The sequence below is a fragment of the Ruegeria sp. D1(2025) genome, assembly GCF_056536425.1.
Genome location: NZ_JBQFPO010000007.1, coordinates 61,779 through 79,856, shown reverse-complemented (window position 1 = coordinate 79,856; position 18,078 = coordinate 61,779). Strand labels below are relative to the sequence as shown.

General features: G+C 58.0%; 16 protein-coding genes. 7 read left to right on the top strand and 9 right to left on the bottom strand.

Translation table 11 applies throughout. The annotated features are described in order from the left end of the window. The first annotated feature begins 4 nt into the window (after positions 1-4). Both ACR1XU_RS16155 and ACR1XU_RS16150 read left to right on the top strand, forming a co-directional pair. The gene (locus tag ACR1XU_RS16155) at positions 5-1,321 is read left to right on the top strand and encodes an MlaD family protein (protein WP_480908243.1); all 1,317 of its coding nucleotides are present in this window, start codon (positions 5-7) and stop codon (positions 1,319-1,321) included. Further along, positions 1,318-1,968 carry an ABC-type transport auxiliary lipoprotein family protein gene (locus ACR1XU_RS16150; RefSeq protein WP_170611356.1) on the top strand — a complete coding sequence of 217 codons (651 nt, stop codon included), beginning with the start codon at positions 1,318-1,320 and terminating at the stop codon, positions 1,966-1,968. The genes ACR1XU_RS16155 and ACR1XU_RS16150 overlap by 4 nt, the downstream gene beginning before the upstream one ends. A gap of 14 nt (positions 1,969-1,982) precedes the next feature. On the opposite strand, the gene ACR1XU_RS16145 is transcribed toward ACR1XU_RS16150, so the two are convergent. Genes ACR1XU_RS16145 through ACR1XU_RS16135 form a run of 3 tightly spaced genes read right to left on the bottom strand, consistent with a single transcriptional unit; the run spans position 1,983 to position 6,109 of the window. Further along, on the bottom strand, positions 1,983-3,932 hold the full coding sequence (locus tag ACR1XU_RS16145; protein WP_480908241.1) for a vWA domain-containing protein: 1,950 nt from the start codon (positions 3,930-3,932) through the stop codon (positions 1,983-1,985). Then, positions 3,929-4,468, bottom strand: coding sequence for an RNA polymerase sigma factor (locus ACR1XU_RS16140; protein WP_170611360.1), 540 nt, complete (start codon positions 4,466-4,468; stop codon positions 3,929-3,931). Before ACR1XU_RS16140 ends, ACR1XU_RS16145 begins: the two co-directional genes overlap by 4 nt. A gap of 60 nt (positions 4,469-4,528) precedes the next feature. Continuing rightward, entirely contained in the window at positions 4,529-6,109 is a 1,581-nt protein-coding gene (locus ACR1XU_RS16135; RefSeq protein WP_480908239.1) for an FMN-binding glutamate synthase family protein, read from the bottom strand. Positions 6,110-6,350: 241 nt separating this feature from the next. Between ACR1XU_RS16135 and ACR1XU_RS16130 the strand changes: the two genes are divergently transcribed. Continuing rightward, positions 6,351-6,719 carry a fluoride efflux transporter FluC gene (locus tag ACR1XU_RS16130; RefSeq protein WP_480908237.1) on the top strand — a complete coding sequence of 123 codons (369 nt, stop codon included), beginning with the start codon at positions 6,351-6,353 and terminating at the stop codon, positions 6,717-6,719. Then, positions 6,716-7,078: a FluC/FEX family fluoride channel gene (locus tag ACR1XU_RS16125; protein WP_170611366.1), complete on the top strand. Its 363-nt coding sequence runs from the start codon at positions 6,716-6,718 to the stop codon at positions 7,076-7,078. Before ACR1XU_RS16130 ends, ACR1XU_RS16125 begins: the two co-directional genes overlap by 4 nt. Here ACR1XU_RS16125 and ACR1XU_RS16120 read toward each other — a convergent pair. The 6 genes from ACR1XU_RS16120 to ACR1XU_RS16095 are packed head-to-tail and all read right to left on the bottom strand — an operon-like array spanning position 7,075 to position 13,614. Then, positions 7,075-8,598: a DHA2 family efflux MFS transporter permease subunit gene (locus tag ACR1XU_RS16120; RefSeq protein ID WP_480908235.1), complete on the bottom strand. Its 1,524-nt coding sequence runs from the start codon at positions 8,596-8,598 to the stop codon at positions 7,075-7,077. The genes ACR1XU_RS16125 and ACR1XU_RS16120 overlap by 4 nt on opposite strands. Then, positions 8,595-9,578, bottom strand: a complete 984-nt coding sequence (locus ACR1XU_RS16115; RefSeq protein WP_480908233.1) for an HlyD family secretion protein — start codon at positions 9,576-9,578, stop codon at positions 8,595-8,597. Before ACR1XU_RS16115 ends, ACR1XU_RS16120 begins: the two co-directional genes overlap by 4 nt. 38 nt (positions 9,579-9,616) lie before the next feature. Continuing rightward, entirely contained in the window at positions 9,617-9,943 is a 327-nt protein-coding gene (locus ACR1XU_RS16110) for a cytochrome o ubiquinol oxidase subunit IV (RefSeq protein WP_480908231.1), read from the bottom strand. Next, positions 9,936-10,568: a cytochrome c oxidase subunit 3 gene (locus ACR1XU_RS16105; protein WP_170611372.1), complete on the bottom strand. Its 633-nt coding sequence runs from the start codon at positions 10,566-10,568 to the stop codon at positions 9,936-9,938. Before ACR1XU_RS16105 ends, ACR1XU_RS16110 begins: the two co-directional genes overlap by 8 nt. Next, on the bottom strand, positions 10,565-12,655 hold the full coding sequence (locus ACR1XU_RS16100; protein ID WP_480908229.1) for a cbb3-type cytochrome c oxidase subunit I: 2,091 nt from the start codon (positions 12,653-12,655) through the stop codon (positions 10,565-10,567). Before ACR1XU_RS16100 ends, ACR1XU_RS16105 begins: the two co-directional genes overlap by 4 nt. Beyond that, positions 12,652-13,614 carry a cytochrome ubiquinol oxidase subunit II gene (locus tag ACR1XU_RS16095; protein WP_480908227.1) on the bottom strand — a complete coding sequence of 321 codons (963 nt, stop codon included), beginning with the start codon at positions 13,612-13,614 and terminating at the stop codon, positions 12,652-12,654. Before ACR1XU_RS16095 ends, ACR1XU_RS16100 begins: the two co-directional genes overlap by 4 nt. A gap of 177 nt (positions 13,615-13,791) precedes the next feature. Between ACR1XU_RS16095 and ACR1XU_RS16090 the strand changes: the two genes are divergently transcribed. From ACR1XU_RS16090 to oppB, 3 genes are all read left to right on the top strand, one after another. Continuing rightward, positions 13,792-15,027 (top strand): lytic murein transglycosylase, encoded by a 1,236-nt coding sequence (locus ACR1XU_RS16090; RefSeq protein ID WP_480908225.1) that lies wholly within the window; start codon positions 13,792-13,794, stop codon positions 15,025-15,027. A 429-nt stretch (positions 15,028-15,456) separates the two neighbouring features. Beyond that, entirely contained in the window at positions 15,457-17,085 is a 1,629-nt protein-coding gene (locus ACR1XU_RS16085) for a peptide ABC transporter substrate-binding protein (protein ID WP_480915635.1), read from the top strand. A gap of 66 nt (positions 17,086-17,151) precedes the next feature. Then, positions 17,152-18,075 carry an oligopeptide ABC transporter permease OppB gene (oppB, locus tag ACR1XU_RS16080; protein WP_039543927.1) on the top strand — a complete coding sequence of 308 codons (924 nt, stop codon included), beginning with the start codon at positions 17,152-17,154 and terminating at the stop codon, positions 18,073-18,075. Positions 18,076-18,078: the final 3 nt, after the last annotated feature.

Genomic DNA, 18,078 nt, shown 5'->3' with positions numbered 1-18,078 from the left:
GGCGATGGAAACTCGGGCGAACTATATCCTGATCGGCGCGTTTACCCTGGCGGGCATACTGGGCGTGTTTGGGTTTTTCCTGTGGCTGGCCAAGTTCGAGGTCAATCGCCAATACGCCTATTACGACGTTCTGTTCGAAAACGTGTCAGGTCTGTCAGCCGCTGGCGGCGTCAGTTTCAATGGTCTGCCCGTTGGTCAGGTGGTTTCGCTCAGGCTGGATGAGGGTGACCCCTCAAAAGTCCGCGTCAAGCTTGAGGTGGACGCCGACATTCCTGTTACGTCGGAAACCGTCGCCCAGCTTCAGTCGCTTGGCGTCACGGGTGTTGGCTATGTCGAACTGACCGGGGGATCGGTCAATGCGCAGCGGCTGCCGGAAAACAGCGTCATCAAAAGCAAGCGCAGCACGATACAGTCACTGTTCGAAGGAGCTCCGAAGGTTCTGGATCAGGCGATCGTGCTTTTGGAAGACCTGAGCGCCGTGGTGGACGAAAAAAACCGCAAGGCAGTCTCGGATATTCTGGACAATCTGGCGTCAGCGTCCGGGCGGCTGGATAACACTTTGTCGGATTTCGAAAGCCTTTCAAAGGACATCAGCGGAGCCGCAAAGAACATCGGCGCGTTTACCGATCGGCTGGACCAATTGGCAGACACCGCGGACACCACCCTGAAGGCGGGCACGGACACGCTGCAAAGCATAAAAACCGCCTCAGATTCAGCTGTCGGCGCATTGGATGAGGCCAAGACAACTCTGGCCACGGCCGATCAGGTGTTGAAGCAGGACATCAAACCGTTCCTGGATCGTGGCTCACAACTGGCCGAACGTCTGATCGGCCTGTCTGACGAGGGCAGCGTGGCACTGGGCGTAATTTCGGAAACGGTGCTGAACGCAAATTCGACTATGGCCACGATCTCATCGACAATGGATACGGCCAAGGGGGCGCTCGCTTCGGCCGAGCGTGCTTTTGATTCAGCCAACCGTGTCATGGACGAAGATGTTTCGGTCGTCGTGCAAGACATTCGGAACGCAGCCAATCAGGTGGCGGAGACGGTTTCAAATGTCACGGAGCGGATCGACAAGATATCTGACGACATTCTCAATGCCTCGAAATCCGCATCCGAATTGCTGGAAACGATCGATGGCATCGTACAGGACAACCGCCGGCAGGTCTCGGATTTCCTTCGGGTCGGATTGCCGCAATTCGTCCGCTTCATCGAGGAATCGCAGCGTCTGGTCATCAGTCTGGATCGCCTGGTCGACAAGGTCGAGCGTGACCCGGCGCGCTTCCTGCTGGGCACACAAGCTTCGGAGTTTCGCCAATGATTAAACGCCTCTCTCTGGCTCTGATGATCGGGGCGCTTGGCGGTTGCACGGGGTTGGGCACGCTGAAACAGGCGTCGAAGCCGAACGATCTATATCTGCTGACGCCCAAAAGCACGTTTTCGTCATCGCTGCCGCGCATCAGCAAGCAGATCGTCGTCGAGGAGCCAACGGCAACGGCGGCCGTCAACACCGACCAGATTGCGGTGCAGCCTAACCCGTTGCAGGTCCAATACCTTCCACGTGCCAGATGGGTCGACCGTGCGCCGTTGATCGTTCAGGCCCTTTTGGTGGAGAGCTTTGAAAACAGCAACAAGGTAGCCGCAGTGGGTCGGTCCACAGTCGGTCTGCGCGCTGATTATGTGATTGTGCCTGATCTGCGCGAGTTTCAGGGGATCGTGGTCGCCGATACCGAAAACACCAAAACCGTGCGTGTCGAAGTGCGGATGAACATCAAGATCATCGATGATTTCGACGACAAGATCATCGCTTCGAACTCGTTCCAGGAATTTGTCGTCTCAGCCAGCGACCAGACGCCAGATCTGGTCGAGGCTTTTGACGTCGCACTGGGAAAAACCATGCGCGACGCCGTGGAATGGAGTGTCCGCAGGATCAACAATCACGCGGCCAGCAACCCCCGCGCATTCTGATCCTGCACCAAAGACTACTCGGACAGCGACTCAGACAGCCGCATCAGCGTCACGGCTTCCGCACGGTAGCCGAACGGGTCATCGCCTTTGGCTGCATTTGCCAGTGAAATGGCGTCGTCGTAGGACCAGGTGCCCAAATATTCACCGCCGCGCAACAACTGGCCAAACCCGGCAATCGCAGTTGAAAAGCGTACATCATCGGTCGGCACCCCCTGCCCCGGTAGAATAGGTTGCTCGATCAGCTGGCTTTGGCTGGCACCCGGGACCTTGTAGCGCAACTTGAAAAACCCGATCTCATCCGAGCCGCCCGGCGCGGTTTCATTCGCATAGCGAAGCGGTCCGTTTCGAATGGCGTCCGAGCCTGTGGGCGTCACCTCGTAGATGGCGGTCACGCTATGGCCCGCACCGATATCTCCGGCGTCCACCTTATCGTTTGAAAAGTCCTCGCGCCGCAGGGCACGGGTTTCATAGCCGATCAGACGGTATTCAGCGATTTGTGCAGGATTGAACTCAGCCTGTATCTTGACGTCATTGGCAATGGGGAACAGCGCCCCGGTCAGTTGATCGACCAGAACTTTACGCGCCTCGCCCAGCGTATCGATATAGGCCGCCTGGCCGTTTCCATATTGCGCCAGCGCCTGCATGGTCGCGTCATCCAGATTACCCCGGCCAAAACCAAGCACGCTGAGATAGGTTCCGCTGTCCCGTTTGCGGGCAATGAAATCCTTCAGCGCGTCCGGGTCGGACAAACCGACATTGAAATCCCCATCCGTCGCCAGGATCACGCGCGTGACGTCCCCGTCATCTGCCATGGCCTCGGCAACCTGATAAGCCTGCTGCAACCCCGCCTGACCGGCCGTCGATCCACCCGCCTGCAACTGATCAAGGGCGTTCATGATCTTGGTCCGATCCGCCGCTGTGGTCGGCTCCAGAACCTGACCCGCACTGCCGGCATATGTCACGATCGAGACCTGATCTTCGGGACGAAGCTCGGACAACAACAGGCGGAAGGATTGCTTGAGCAGTGGCAACTTGTTCGGCTGCTGCATGGACCCCGACGTATCGATCAGAAAAACAAGGTTCAGCGGCGGCCGATCTTCAATCTGCGGCAACGCGCCCTGAATACCGATATGCACAAGCTGAGTACCCTCGTTCCAGGGCGTCGGTGTCACCGTGATCGTCGGCCGGAAAGGCGCATCTCCTTCGGGAGCAGGATACGTGTAGGGGAAATAGTTCACCATCTCTTCGACCCGAACCGCATCTTTGGACGGCAGCCGACCGTTCATCAGAGAGGATCGGACGATGCCATAGGACGCCGTATCCACATCAATTGAGAACGTAGAGACCGGATCGTCAGTGGTGATCTTCAACGGGTTGGTTTCGGTGTTGGAAAATGTTTCTGTGTTTTGGTCTTGTTCGGCAACCGGTGCAAGCATGCGTTTCGCAGAATGTTCGGACGCGCCGGTCGCATATCCCAGGACGACACCGTCAACGAGCGCCTCAGCCATGCCCCTCTCGGGTTTTGCAGACGGCGGCACTAAGGTCTCTGCCTCGGGGATATCGGCAATCGGCTCCTCTAGCAGGGGCTGGGGCGCTGCATGGTCAATATCTGCCTCCGGTTTTGAACCCACTTGTGGAGATGACGCGTTGCTTTCGCTGCGGGACAATGGATTGACAACGAGGTCCTGCGCCTGCGGTACGATCAGGATCAGGGCAACAGCGGCTATCGCGGTGGTCGCGGTTAGCGCGCCACGGTGGGAGAGGGCATTCAACATCGATTTCGCTCCTTCAGTCATGCGGGCCAAGAGGCCTCGCTTGACAGTGGGACGCGTCCCGGTGCCCGATCCTTGGACGCGGGAGAATTTTTTTTGCGCCATGGCCAGGTTTTCAGCCCGGCGCCGGGCATCCGGTGCGGGCGTTGCCGCATCCATCAGCGCCTTGAGATCATCCAGATCGTCGGTCATTGCGCCAACTCCTCTTGCCGCATTGCCTTCAGGCGTTTGCGGACATCCGACATCCGCCAGGATATCGTCCCTTCCGAGACACCCAGGACCTGAGCCGCCTCGGCGTGGGTCATTTCATCCTCAAGCGTCAGTGCCAATGTGTCCTGCAGCTCCTGCGGCAGCGACCGCATAGCCCGTTGCAGCCAATCCATGGCTTCTGTGGTTTCTGCCGCCTCCGCGCGGCGCATTTGTTCGACATCGCCCCACCCTGCCGCGGCTTTTTCATGGCTTGCCCGGCGCCGTCGCGCATCTTCTGCCGCGTTGACCACAACGCGGTACAGCCACGTGGTGAACTTTGCCTGTGCCCGAAACCCCTTGATCTTGGCCGGTAGAGCGGCACAGATATCCTGCGTCAGATCCTCGGCCCTGTCCGCGTGACCGGTCAGCCGAAATGCCAATCGGAAGACGAGATCATAGTGGCGCGCCAACAAGGTGGCGAACGCGTTCGCGTCGCCTTTGGCTGCCGCCTTTGCCAGGTTTTCGTCAGACGTCGTCATCCGCATCACGTTGATAAGACGGATACCAGGCGTCAATCCTTGGCGCGTTCCGAAAAAGAATCAAAAATGAGCGGCCGAGGCTGTTTTCCAGTCTTCTGCAAACATCTGGGGTATCGCTTCAGTCAGCAGAGCACCGTCGTCGATGAACGAATAAAGCTCTGCATACGTTCGCTCGCACTCATCCGCCGTGCGGCGGTGAATATCCGAAGGACGCAGGTCAGCAACCTTTTCTTTACCCATCGCGCCAAGCAATTCGCGAAAGCTCTCCAACGTGGCGTCATGATACCGGTGAACGCGCTGACGCTTCTGCGGGACGTTCACGGCCCGACCCCGGACCGGATCCTGTGTCGCCACGCCCGAAGGACAGCGGTTGGTGTTGCAGTGCAAGGCCTGGATACAGCCCACCGCGAACATCATGGCCCGCGCCGCGTTACACATGTCCGCCCCCAACGCAAATTTCTCGATCATGTCATAACCAGTCGCTACCTTGCCCGAGCAGATGACGCGTATCTGGTCGCGCAAACCTACGCCGCGCAGGCAGTTGTTCACAAAGATCAGAGCCTCATTCAGAGGCATGCCCAACCGGTTGGTAAACTCGACCGGGGCCGCCCCGGTGCCACCCTCCGCACCGTCAACGGTAATGAAATCGGGCAGAATACCGGTCTCCAGCATGGCCTTGCAGATCGCCATGAATTCGGACGGTTTGCCGATGCACAGCTTGAACCCCACCGGTTTGCCACCCGACATTTCCCGCAGGTGCTGAACGAAATGCATCAGGCCCGTCGGGCCTTCAAACGCAGAATGCGTGGGGGGTGAGATGACATCCTGGTGCACCGGCACACCACGAATCTCGGCAATCTCTTCATCAACCTTGGCCGCGGGCAGAACGCCACCATGCGAAGGCTTTGCCCCCTGTGACAGCTTGATTTCTATGGCCTTGACCACCTCTTTTTTTGCTTTTTCGGCAAAGAGATCCTTGTCAAAACCACCCTCCGGGGTGCGGCATCCGAAATAACCGGTCCCGATCTGCCAGATGATATCCCCACCTTCGGCCAGATGGTGCGGCGACAGCCCACCTTCGCCGGTGTTATGCGCAAACCCACCATCCCTGGCTCCGCCGTTCAGCGCCCGGATCGCGTTGGCGCTGAGGGCCCCAAAGCTCATGGCAGAAACATTCAGTCGGGACGCGCTGTAGGGTTGGTCGCATTGCGGCCCGCCCAGCGTTACCCTTTCTTCGCTTTCGGGCACGTGTTTGGGTGCAAGTGAATGGGCAGCGCGTGTGTAGCCAACGGTGAGGATATCGTATTGTGTTCCGAAGGCCTGCGTATCCACCTGTCCCTTGGCGCGGGAATAGACCAACGACCGGACGATCCGGTTGTAAGGCCGACCGCTTTCATTGGTTTCCACGAAATATTGGCGGATTTCCGGGCTTACGAATTCCAGCATATAGCGAAAGTGCCCTAGGACCGGATAATTGTTCAGAACGTTGTGCCGGGTTGTCATCAGGTCATATGCCCCAACCACAGCATAGGGCACCAGCAAGACCAGCAACCAATGGATCGGAGACCAGAAAAATCCCAGCAGCAGGGTCAACGGCAAAACGACGCAACTGAGCACGAAATAAAGCCTGCGAACGATCATTTTCGGTCTCCTTGCGCTTGGCGGGCCGGGGTTTGCTTGGCTTAACGAGAGGCTTTTTGGCTATGGATTGCAAGCCTTTGTATGTTTTGCATTCTGATCAGACGGAAATGTGATGATCTGCGATGGGTCCCGACTTTGGTTGATCCCACACCTGCCAGTCTGTATGCCGAAATAGACACCAGAACAGGCCCGATCCTTGGCAGAGCGAGCAAAACAGGCAACAAACCGGCACCAGGCGCTTATGTTCACTGCCGTATTCGTAGGCGGAGCGGCAGGGTCGCTGCTGCGCGAGGTGTTTGCCGTCAACTTACCCGGGTTGCCCTACCTAACCTCAACTTTCGGGATCAACGTGGTCGCGTGTTTTGTTCTGGGCTGGCTGTATTCCGTCCGGCACCGCGTTCACGCGCATGTGCTGCATTTGGGTGCGGTCGGGTTTTGCGGGGGGCTTTCGACCTTTTCCTCCTTCGTCGCTGATCTTGAAGTCATGGCAATGTCCAGTGGCTGGATGGCTGCTGTCGCCGCCGTGGCGGAAATTGCTGTCGGTTTGGGTGCCGCCATTCTGGGTGAGATGACGGGGCGGCGGTTCCAATCAGGTGGTTTCCGGACATGACCGACCTGTATCTGCACGCAATGTTTGGCCTGGGTGGGGGTATTGGCGCCGTGATGCGACATTGGCTTGCGCTTAAAGTCACGCACCAACTGCCATTGTCCACGCTGATCGTGAATATTCTGGGCAGTCTCTTTTTGGGCCTGTGGATAGGGTATCTGGGCGGTGCCGCAGACATGGGCGAAGAAGAAAAACGGCTGGTTTTCGGGTTTTGCGGCGGGTTCACGACCTTTTCCAGCTTCGCCTATCAGTCGCTGGAGCTGCACCGCGAACGGACAATCGCTTTGGCAGCCGGGAATATCCTGCTCAGCCTTGTTTTGTGCTGGGCGAGCTTGTGGCTGGGTCTGACGGTCATGCGCTAATGTGCGTGAACGCTGACTTCCGTTCCCGGTTTCGGCGCCCGACAAAAGAATACCAGTGGGATCGTCGCCAATGCCAGTAGCCCAAGGTTGTTGAACACAGTCAGATAAGAGATCATCTCAGCCTGCCGCGCGATTTCCTGCCCCAGAATTGCCGCCCCTTGCGGGCTGTCCGGTGTCAGGCCAAGCGGCTTCAGATATGCCTGTGCGGCAGGATTGTAAGGCGTCACGTTCTGGCTGAGGGTCGCGGTATTCGTCTGCAGACCACGCACGACCCAGGTACCGACCAGCGATATGCCAACTGACGAGCCCAACTGCCGGGTCACGTTGAACAGCCCCGAGGCTTCATCCTGGCGGGCTTTGCTGATGCTTTCGAAGGCAAGAATGGACATGGGTACAAAAACCAGTCCCATGCCCAATCCGCTGACCGCGCCCGGCCAGGCCAATTGCCAGAAACCGGCATTCAGATTGAGCGCGCCCAGCATGAAGTTCCCGATGGCTGTCAGCAGCAAACCCAGACCGGTCAAGAGCCTGGGATCGAACCGTGTAACCAGCACGGAACCCGTCAAAACCATCGACAATCCCGCCGCAATCCCGCGCGGGATGAACAAATGCCCGGACTCGATGACCGGAAAGTCCAGAAGGTTTTGGACAAAAGTCGGCAGGATCGCGATCCCTCCGAACAGGGAAATCGCAAAACCTGCGATGATCAGATTGCACAGCGCGAAATTGCGATCCGCAAACAGCCGCAGGTCGACAACCGCGTTTTTGGCGGACAGGGCATGAACAATAAAACCCAGCGCGCCCAGAACCGAGGCGATCAACGCGACCTGAATGACCCGAGAGGACAGCCAATCCTTGGTCTCGCCCTGATCGAGTATGAATTGAAGGCATCCGATCCCGACCGCCAGCAGCGCAAGGCCTTTCCAGTCGATCCGGACGTCTTCGGTCTTGTCATCAGGCAGTTCCCCGGCCAGCAGCAACAGTGCCATGGCCGCCACGGGAAGGTTGACGAAGAACACCATGCGCCACGAGAAATACTCGGTCAGGATTGCACCGGCTGTAGGCCCAAGAACCGGCGCGACGACCACACCCAACCCGAATACAGCCATTGCATTGCCGCGTTTTTCCTTTGGAAACGCATCAAACAGGATGGATTGCGACAGGGGGATCAGGAACGCCCCGAACATGCCTTGCGCCAGACGGAATGCAACTACGGTCTCAAGGCTCCAGGACAGGCCACACATCACCGACATGGTGGCGAACCCGGTAACAGCGGTCAGGATCAGGCGGCGGCGGCCCACTCGCCGCGCAACAAACCCGGTCAAAGGCATAACCACAACAGCCGAGACGATATAGCTGGTCAATATCCATGTCGCCTGATCGGTGGTCGCTCCGAATGCCGCCTGAATATGAGGCAGAGCGACGTTGACGATCGTACTGTCCAGCACCTCAAGGATGGCGCTCAGCAATACGGCGATAACGATCACCGGATTCACATGGCTGGCGACCGTAGATGTCACTTTTCAGCCTGATCAGTTGTTGTGTCCACGGTCACTTTACTGCTGCCACCGACGCGCAAGGGTGCGTCGGTCGGATCCAGCGCGATGCGTACGGGAAATCGGCGTGTAACCTTGACCCAGTTCCCGCTGGAATTCTCGGACGGCAATAGAGAGAATGTATCCCCCGACCCCCGACCGATCGAGGCGACCTTGCCGGTCAGCGACACGCCCGGCAACATATCGACCCTGACGGTCACGGGCTGGCCCGGACGAATTCGCGGCAATGCAGTTTCCTTGAAATTGGCATCCACCCACCAATCAGAAGACTCGATAATTGAAAATTGCGGGGCGTTGGCAGATACAGCTGAGCCGGGCCGTAGGGTCAGATTGGCGATCCAGCCGTCTGCCGCCGCGTAAATTTTGGTCCAGTTCAGGTTCGCCTTCGCAATTTCAAGCTGCGCCTGTGCCGCCAGCGCATCGTCCTTTTTCGCCGCCAATCCGCTGCGCAATGCCAGAAGACTGGACTGGCTTGTCGTCAGCCGTGCCGAGGCCTGCGCAGCATCGGTCGTGGCCTGATCCAGCGAGACCTGCGCGACATCCCCGCTGGCGAACAACGCCTTGGAGCGCTCGAAATTCTTCTGCGCTGTGTCAAATGCGGATTGCGCCGACTTCACTGATGCTTCGGCTGCCGCGATCTGGGTTGAATAGGACTGTGCCTGCTGCCTGGCACTGTCCAGATCGGCCTGGGCCTGATCGACCGACGCGCTGAATTGTGTGGCATCGATTTCAAACAAAAGATCGCCCGCGTTGACCTTTTGGTTTTCTACGACAGAAAGGCCGGACACCTGCCCTGTGACCTGCGCGGCAACATAAATGATGTTGGCCCCGATATAGGCGTCCTTGGTCGACGGGTAACGCTCCTCATGACGCCAGTACAGAAGCAGTCCGGCGGCAATCGCGCCCAGCATGGCAATGACAGCGACGGTTTTCAGGGATTTCATGTGATCCGTTCCAATTGAGTGCCGAAGTTGAGGGTCCGTCACATCGGGATCGTGTGCATCCGCACAGACAAATTGCCCAGAATCCAGACGGTTCCAAGGATGATGATGAGCAGAACCAATGTCGAAAACAGGACCAGATCCAGATCCTCGCGACTGCTGCGGCGACGGTCGATGTGCAGAAAATAGACCAGTTGAACAATCAACTGCGCCAGACCCAGAAGGCCAATGGTCAGATAGACCCCGGGTGTTTCGATACCGTACCGATAGGCGATCATGAATACGGCCATAGTCAGCACCAGCGACCCGCCATACCCTATCAGATATCGGCGCCGTTCGCGGCGGAACATCTCGGTCTGCTTATCCATAAGTCAGCCCTCCGAAGTAGACGATGGTGATGATGCCGATCCAGATCAGGTCAAGGAAATGCCAGAACAGCGCCAGCCTTATGACGCGCGAGATCACCTTGTCGGTCATCCCCATCACCCGAAGCTGAATGCCCAGCACGACCAGCCAGACACAGCCAGCGGCCACATGCAGCCCGTGCAGCGGGACCAGCCCGAAGAAGGCAGACAGAAATCCGCTGCGCTGTGGCACCCCGCCCTTTTCCGCCATTGCCATGAAGTCACGAACCTCGAGCACCAGAAAGCTGATGCCCAGCAGCAATGTCAGGCAGAACCAGAAAATGACACGCACGCGCGGCCGGTTGTATTTCAACGCCAGCATGGCCAGACCAACCGTCAGACTGCTGGTCAGCAGGATCATGGTCTGGGCGAAGATGCTGTAAAGGTCGAACAGTTCATGCGGTCCGGGGCCACCCGCCTGCGCGTCGATCATCGTGATATAGATCGCGAACATCAGGCCGAAATAGACCAGATCGCTCATCAGGAAGACCCAGAATCCGAAGGTGACGACTTCGCTCGATTTGTCGGCGCTGGCGTGGTTTTCGCCCAGATTCAGACCCGGATAGCTGTGTGAGGGTGCGCGTCTCATGTCGCGGCCTCCAGATCGGGGCCGGCAAGACCGCAGTTTTCCGATGCAGTTTCCAGATCGCGGTTCACGGGTTGGGATTTGCGCACCAGATCCAGCCAGGCTTCATGCTGTTTGCGAACAACTTCGGCCGGGATCACCTCCTCGGTGTCGGTGTCAAAAGTCCAGATGATGGCCGACAGGATCATCAGAACGGTCATCAGGATGGCCAGCCACCAGATCCACCAGACCAAAGCGAACATCCAAACACCGCTGAGCACGCAAAGCGCAAAGCCGATGGCTGTATTGCGGGGCATCTCGATGTCTTCATAGGCATCCGCGGATGGGTAGGCTGTTCCGTTTTCCTTGGCTGCGGCAAAGTCATCCCGGTCGGACACCTGCGGAATGATCGCAAAATTGTAAGGTGGTGGCGGTGCCGGTGTCGCCCATTCCAGCGTTCGCGCGTCCCACGGGTCGCCAACCGGTACCCGTGTCTTTGCGCGATCCCTGATACTGACCCAAAGTTGCACCAGCACCGACAACAGCGCCATCAGAATGACGAGCGAGCCGACAACCGCGACGATCATATAGGGGTGGAAGCTCGGATCCTCCCAACTGAAGGACCGGCGCGGCATACCCATCAGGCCAACAAAGTAAAGCGGCAGGAAGGTCAGCATAAAGCCGACGGTCCACAGGGCCACAGACACCCGGCCCCAAAACTCGCTCAGCCGAAAGCCAAACGCCTTGGGGAACCAGTAATTGTATCCGGCCAACAGGCTAAACAGCACACCCGGCAACAGCACGTTGTGGAAGTGAGCCACCAGAAACAGGGTGTTGTGTACCTGATAATCCACGGTGGGATTGGCCAGTATCACGCCGCTAAGCCCGCCGATGACAAACAGCATCAGAAACGACAGGCCATACAGCATCGGCACCGAGAACCGGATACGGCCACGGTACAGAGTCGCCATCCAGTCATAGACCTTAACGCCGGTCGGGATGGCAATCAGCATGGTCGCGATGCCGAAAACCGCGTTGATCAGGGCGCTTTGGCCCATGGTGAAGAAGTGGTGCAACCAGACGGTAAAGGACAGCACCGCAATCGACATCGTGGCGATGACCAGTGAGTTATATCCATACAACCGTTTGGCCGAAAAGGTCGCGAAGATCTCGGAATAGATACCATAGGCGGGCAGAACCAAAAGGTAGACCTCGGGGTGGCCGAACAGCCAGAACAGGTTGGCATAGTTCATCATGTTGCCGCCAAGGTCGTTGGTGAAAAAGTGGAAGTCGAGATAGCGATCGGCCGCCAGCAACAGCGCGGCGACCCCAAGCGGCGGCATGGCGAAGATGATCAGGATCGAACTGCAGATGATCGTCCAGCAGTACATCGGAAGCCGCATGAACGTCATTCCGGGCGCGCGCAGTTTGTAAATCGTGACGGCAAAGTTGATGCCCGTCAGCGTTGTGCCGACGCCCGAGACGACAATGGCCCAGATCCAGTAATCCGGTCCAACGCCCGGATTGAAGGCCGCACCCGTGTAGGGCGGATAGGCCGTCCAGCCGCCTGTCGAGAACTCACCCACAACCAACGAAACCATCAGCATCATGCCAGCCGAAACGGTCAGTCCCAGCCCGATCTGGTTCATCACCGGAAACGCCACATCCCGCGCGCCAATCATCAGTGGGACCAGATAATTTGCGACCCCAAAGACAAAAGGAACAGCGACAAAAAACACCATGATCGTACCATGGGTGCTGAACAGTTCCGCGAAATGTTCAGCCTCAAGAAATCCGTCGCCCGGTCCCGCCGCCTGCTGGGCGCGCATGACCACACCCTCCAATACGCCGCGCGCCAACATGACGATGGCGAAGACGATATACATGATACCGATCTTCTTGTGGTCCGCACTGGTCAGCCAGTCCCGCCACAACGGCCCCCAAAGGCGGAACCATGTCAGCAGGCTCAAAACCGCAATGGCACCGACGATCACGATGCCCGCCGCCACATTGGCCACGATTTCGTTGGCGTTGGGATCCCGGATCAGTCCGCTGATCGGAAAGGCATCCCAGTCGAGGCGGCCAAAGAAACCTGATCCGACCGTCGTCATTGACTGACCTCCTGCCCGAACTGCGCGGTTCCCGGCTGTTGATCCCGAGGCAACGGTTCGCCGCTGTGGTATCGGTGAAGAATGGACATGAACAGGTCTTTGTCCTTCAATGTAAAATAGAGCGCGTTTTCAGGCATTTGCGCCGTGCCAAGCGCCGCCTGAACCTCATCCCGGTCAGTTCGCTTGGCCAAAGTCCGATAGGTTTCAGGGTCAAGCGGGATACCATTGGAACGCACAATTTCCACCCATGCATTGAAATCGTCAGGCTGCATCGCCAGAGTCTGAAACTTCTGTTTTGTAAAACCCCGACCATTGTACTGAGTGTTTTCCCCCTGCATCCGTTCAGGATGGTCAGCAACAAGGTGCAGTTTGGTTGTCATCCCCGGCATCGCATAGATCTGACCCGCCAAGGCCGGGATCATGAAGGACTGCATTACAGTGTCGGTTGTCAGCGTCATCGCCACCTGCTGCTTGACCGGGATGCCCAGCTCTCCGACACTTGCGATGCCCAGGTCGGGGTAGATGAACAGCCATTTCCAGTCGAGCCCGACAACCTGCACCTCCAACGCGGGCGCATCACCGAAAGGCGCAGCATAAGGGTCAAGACGATGGGTCGCCTTCCACAGGTAGAAGGACAGTATCGCCACTATGACAACAGGGACCCCCCACATCAGGAATTCCAGCCTGAACGAAAAATCCCAGTTTGGTCGATACTCGGCAGTGCTGCCCTTGTGGCGGCGATAACGCAGGGCAATCAAGGGAACCAACACCAGGACAGGAATGACAGCGACCATGATCAATACCGTTGCGCGCAGCAGATGCGTTTTCTGAACAGCCGCAATTGGCCCTTGCGGGTTCATGAAACTGTCGCTTGCGCCAGCCAATTGGGCCGAGGCAAACAAAACCACCGCTGCCGCCAGTACTGAAACTGGCGCAGGAGAGATCCTGAAACTGGTCACGCCTGCCCGTCCTCTCATGCCGTTGTTTTCCGCCCAACTATCGACACTGTCACAGATTTTCTCAAGGTTTTTTACCGTACCGGAGATTGATCGGCACGATGTCGGCTCAACCAAAGCCAACAAACAGAGGCCATGGCTGTTGACTTGGACTGCGCCAGAGTTGAAACCGGAGTGGTGATGAAACTGTTTGTTTTTGTTCTTTCCCTTCTATGCCTGCCAGCCGCAACACTGGCGCAGGATCGCGCCACGGTTGAAAAACAGTTTCAAACCTGGCTGAACACCACGGTATGGCCTCAGGCCCGCGCCAAGGGCGTTTCGCGTCGCACGATGGAAGCGGCTTTCGAGGGCGTGACCCTGAATTGGGACCTGCCCGACCTCGTCCCTCCCGGTACGAAGGCAAAAACCCCCAGACAGCAAAAACAGGCCGAGTTCGGGTCCCCGGGACGTTACTTCAACGCTGGTTCCGTAAACGGCGCCACATCGGAAGGGCGAAGAATGGCGGCCCGCCATTCCACCACACTGGACCAGGTCGAAAGACAGACGGGTGTGCCTGGCCGGATCATTCTGGCGATATGGGGTCGTGAAAGCGGGTATGGGCAGGTGCCGATCCGGTACGACGTGTTCGAGGTTCTTGGCACCAAGGGGTTCATGAGCACACGCGCCGAGTACTTCACAGCCGAACTGGTCGCCGCCCTGCAGATCGCGCAGGCCGGCCACATGCCTGCGCGCACCATGAAAAGCAGTTGGGCCGGGGCGCTTGGGCAGCCGCAATTCATGCCATCGAACTTCCTGACCTATGCAGCAGATGGAAACGGCGACGGACGCACCGACATCTGGGGCTCGGCGGAAGACACAATTGCGTCAATCGGGAACTACCTGCGCCGCCATGGCTGGGTCTCCGGACGGGACTGGGGGTTCGAGGTTGATGTTCCCGGGTCGGTTTCCTGTGCGCTTGAAGGCCCCGATCAGGGTCGCCCCATCCATGAATGGGAGGCGATGGGGATCACGCGCGTCTCCGGCAAACCGTTTCCGGCCCACGAAAGGGACGGCGTTGGGTATCTGATGATGCCGGCGGGACGGTTCGGGCCTGCCTTTGTCGTGACACCCAATTTCTATGTGCTCAAAGAGTACAACAAAAGCGACCTCTACGCCCTGTTCGTGGGCCACGTCGGCGACCGTATTCAATATGGGGTCGGTGATTTCACCGGGCGCTGGGGCAAGGTCGGCGGGCTTTATCGATCAGACGTTGCCACGATGCAACGGGCGCTGGAGAAACAGGGGCACGATGTCGGTGGAGCGGACGGATTGCCGGGGTTCAAAACGCGCCGATCAATCGGGCGCTGGCAGTCTTCGACAGGTCAGTCCCCCACCTGCTTTCCGCAAGCGCACATGAAAGCGGACCTGAGGGGCTGAGCGTCATTCGATCGGCACCAAGGGTGTAGCGATTCGCTGTCTCCCGGCCTTGGAAGCGCAGGTCTTGGCGGTTTTCCAAAGACACATTCTGGATGCAGGTTCACGAAAATGTCACGGACCCCCCGGGGTTCCTTCCTAAAATTTCCGACGCACCCACGGTTTAGGAAGTAATCCACCTTTGGTTGTTCAAACGAACGACCAAGGCTTTAACCTTTTCGAAAACAATGTCACCTTCTGCCGCAGTGAAAGGCGACTTTCGCAAACAGTTCCCGACTGCATACCGAAAGACTGCGACGCGGTGTTCATTGCGATCAGTAACAAGACATATGGACCCCTCCCGGTTTTGTTCGGAGTCGGACAACCAAGGCAGGCGCGCGCCAACCCTATTTGGGTTTTGCGCCTTTGCTTCAAAAAACGGGAGTACATAACATGAAAAAGACTATTCGGATGTCGCTGGCGGGGCTGTTGTCCTCGACCATTATCGCAGGCGCGGCCTTTGCCGCCGGAACCCATCCTGTAACCGGTGAGGCACTGGCCGACGACCAGACCTTTACCTATCGCATTCTGGACGAACACAGTTCGGTCGATCCGCAGGTTGTCGAAGATGTCTCGGGCGCGGAAATCGTTCGCGACCTGTTCGAAGGTCTGATGAACCAGGACGAAGACGGCAACCTGGTGCCTGGTGTGGCTACGGAATATTCCGTCAATGACACCAAGGACGTCTACACCTTCACACTGCGCGACAATGCAAAGTGGTCGAACGGCGATCCGGTCACGGCCGGTGATTTCGTTTATGCCTGGAAGCGCGCGGTCGATCCTGAACTGTCCTCGCCCTACGCCTGGTTCATGGAACTGATGTCGATCGAGAACGCCGCTGCAATTATTGCCGGTGAAAAGCCCGTGGATGAACTGGGCGTCAAGGCAATCGACGACAAGACTCTGGAAGTCCGCCTGAGCGCCCCACTGCCATATTTCCCGCAGATGACCACACATTCGACCACCTTCCCTGCCCCGCAGAAAGTGATCGAAGAGTTCGGCGATGCATGGACCAAGCCCGAAAACATCGTATCGAACGGTGCCTATGTCCTGACCGAGCATTTGCCGCAGGAACGTTCGGTACGCGAACGCAATGAAATGTACTGGGACAACGACAACACCATCATCGACAAGGTTGTGTCACTGGTGATCAACGACGAAAACGTCGCCCTGACCCGGTATCTGGCTGGTGAACTTGACCGCACCGAAATTCCCGCCGGTCAGTACCCGCGCCTGAAAGAGGAACACCCTGAAGAAGCCATCAGCTTCCCGCGTCTTTGCAACTACTATTACACCTTCAACCTGTCCGAGGGTGGCCCTGAGGCATTCAAGGACCCCAACGTCCGTCAAGCCTTGTCTCTTGCCGTCGACCGCGCAATCATCACTGAAAAGGTCATGGCGGGCGGACAGCCGCAGGCATACACCTTTGCGCCCGAGGCAACTGCCGGCTTCACAGTTCCGGCTGTAGAAATGGCTTCGATGACCCAGCCAGAACGGGACGAGCTGGCCAAGGAACTGCTGGCCGAAGCAGGATTTGGCCCCGACAATCCGCTGAGCTTCGAGATGGTCTACAACACCTCGGAAGACCACAAAAAGGTTGCCGTGGCACTGAGCCAGATGTGGAAACAGAAACTGGGTGTTCAGGTCGAACTCGCCAACATGGAGTGGAAAGTCTTCCTGGAAGAGCGCGGCAACCAGAACTTTGATCTGGCTCGTGGCGCATGGTGTGGCGACTATAACGAAGCGTCCACTTTCCTTGACCTGCTGCAATCCGATTCCGGTTATAACGACGGCAAGTACAATAACGCGCGCGTCGACGAGTTGCTGGCCGAGGCCAAAACCTCGAACGATCCGGCACCGCTTTACACGGAAGTCGAGCGCATTATCGCGCAGGAAACCCCTGTGATCCCGATCTACCACTACGCCGGTGTCTACATGATGGACAGCGACGTCGGGAACTGGCCGGTGAACAATGTCGAGCAAAACTGGTACTCGAGAAACCTCTACAAGCTCGCTGAATAATCGTCTTTGAACCGCGCCCTGTCCCGGTCACATCCGGGGCAGGGCCAATAAAAATGGGGGCATGAAATGCTTGCCTATAGCTTGCGGCGATTGCTCGTCGCCATTCCGACGATCCTGTTGCTGATCGTCGCCTGTTTCTTTCTGATGCACTTCGCGCCCGGCGGTCCCTTCACCTCGGAACGGCCGCTGCCGCCTCAGGTTCTGGCCAATATCGAGGCGCGGTACGGGTTGGACCAGCCACTGTGGAAGCAGCTGTGGGACTACCTCTACAACATCGTCGTGCATTTTGACTTCGGCCCGTCCTTCAAGTTCAAGGACCGGGACGTCAACGACATCATCGCGCAGGGTTTCCCGATCTCGCTGACCTACGGTTCGCTGTCGTTTCTTGTGGCGACCGCAGTCGGTGTGAGCCTTGGGATTGCCGCCGCGATCAAGCACAATAGCTGGATCGATTATTTCGCGGTTGGTCTGGGTATCGCGGCGCAAGCGCTGCCCAACTTCATCATGGGCCCGATCCTTATCCTGACCTTTACCCTGTGGCTGGGCTGGCTGCCGGGCGGCGGCTGGAATGGCGGTCAGTGGCAGTACCTGATCATGCCGGTCATCGCGCTGGCGACGTCCTATATGGGCTCGATCGCGCGGATTACCCGGTCATCGATGCTGGAGGTTCTGAACTCGAACTTCATCCGAACCGCCCGCGCCAAGGGGCTGCCGACCAGAACCGTGATCTGGCGCCATGCGCTGAAACCCACGCTGCTGCCGGTCGTGTCCTATCTGGGACCGGTCTTCGTTTACGTGCTGACCGGCTCGGTCTTTGTCGACATCTATTTTTCGACCGGCGGTCTGGGTCAGGCCTACGTCGGCTCGGCCCTGTCGCGTGACTATGCCGTGCTGCTGGGGGTTACGATCCTGTACGGCGCGCTGACCGTTGTCGTGAACCTGCTTACCGACCTGGCCTATGCCTGGTTCGATCCGAAAATCCGTTACTGAGGG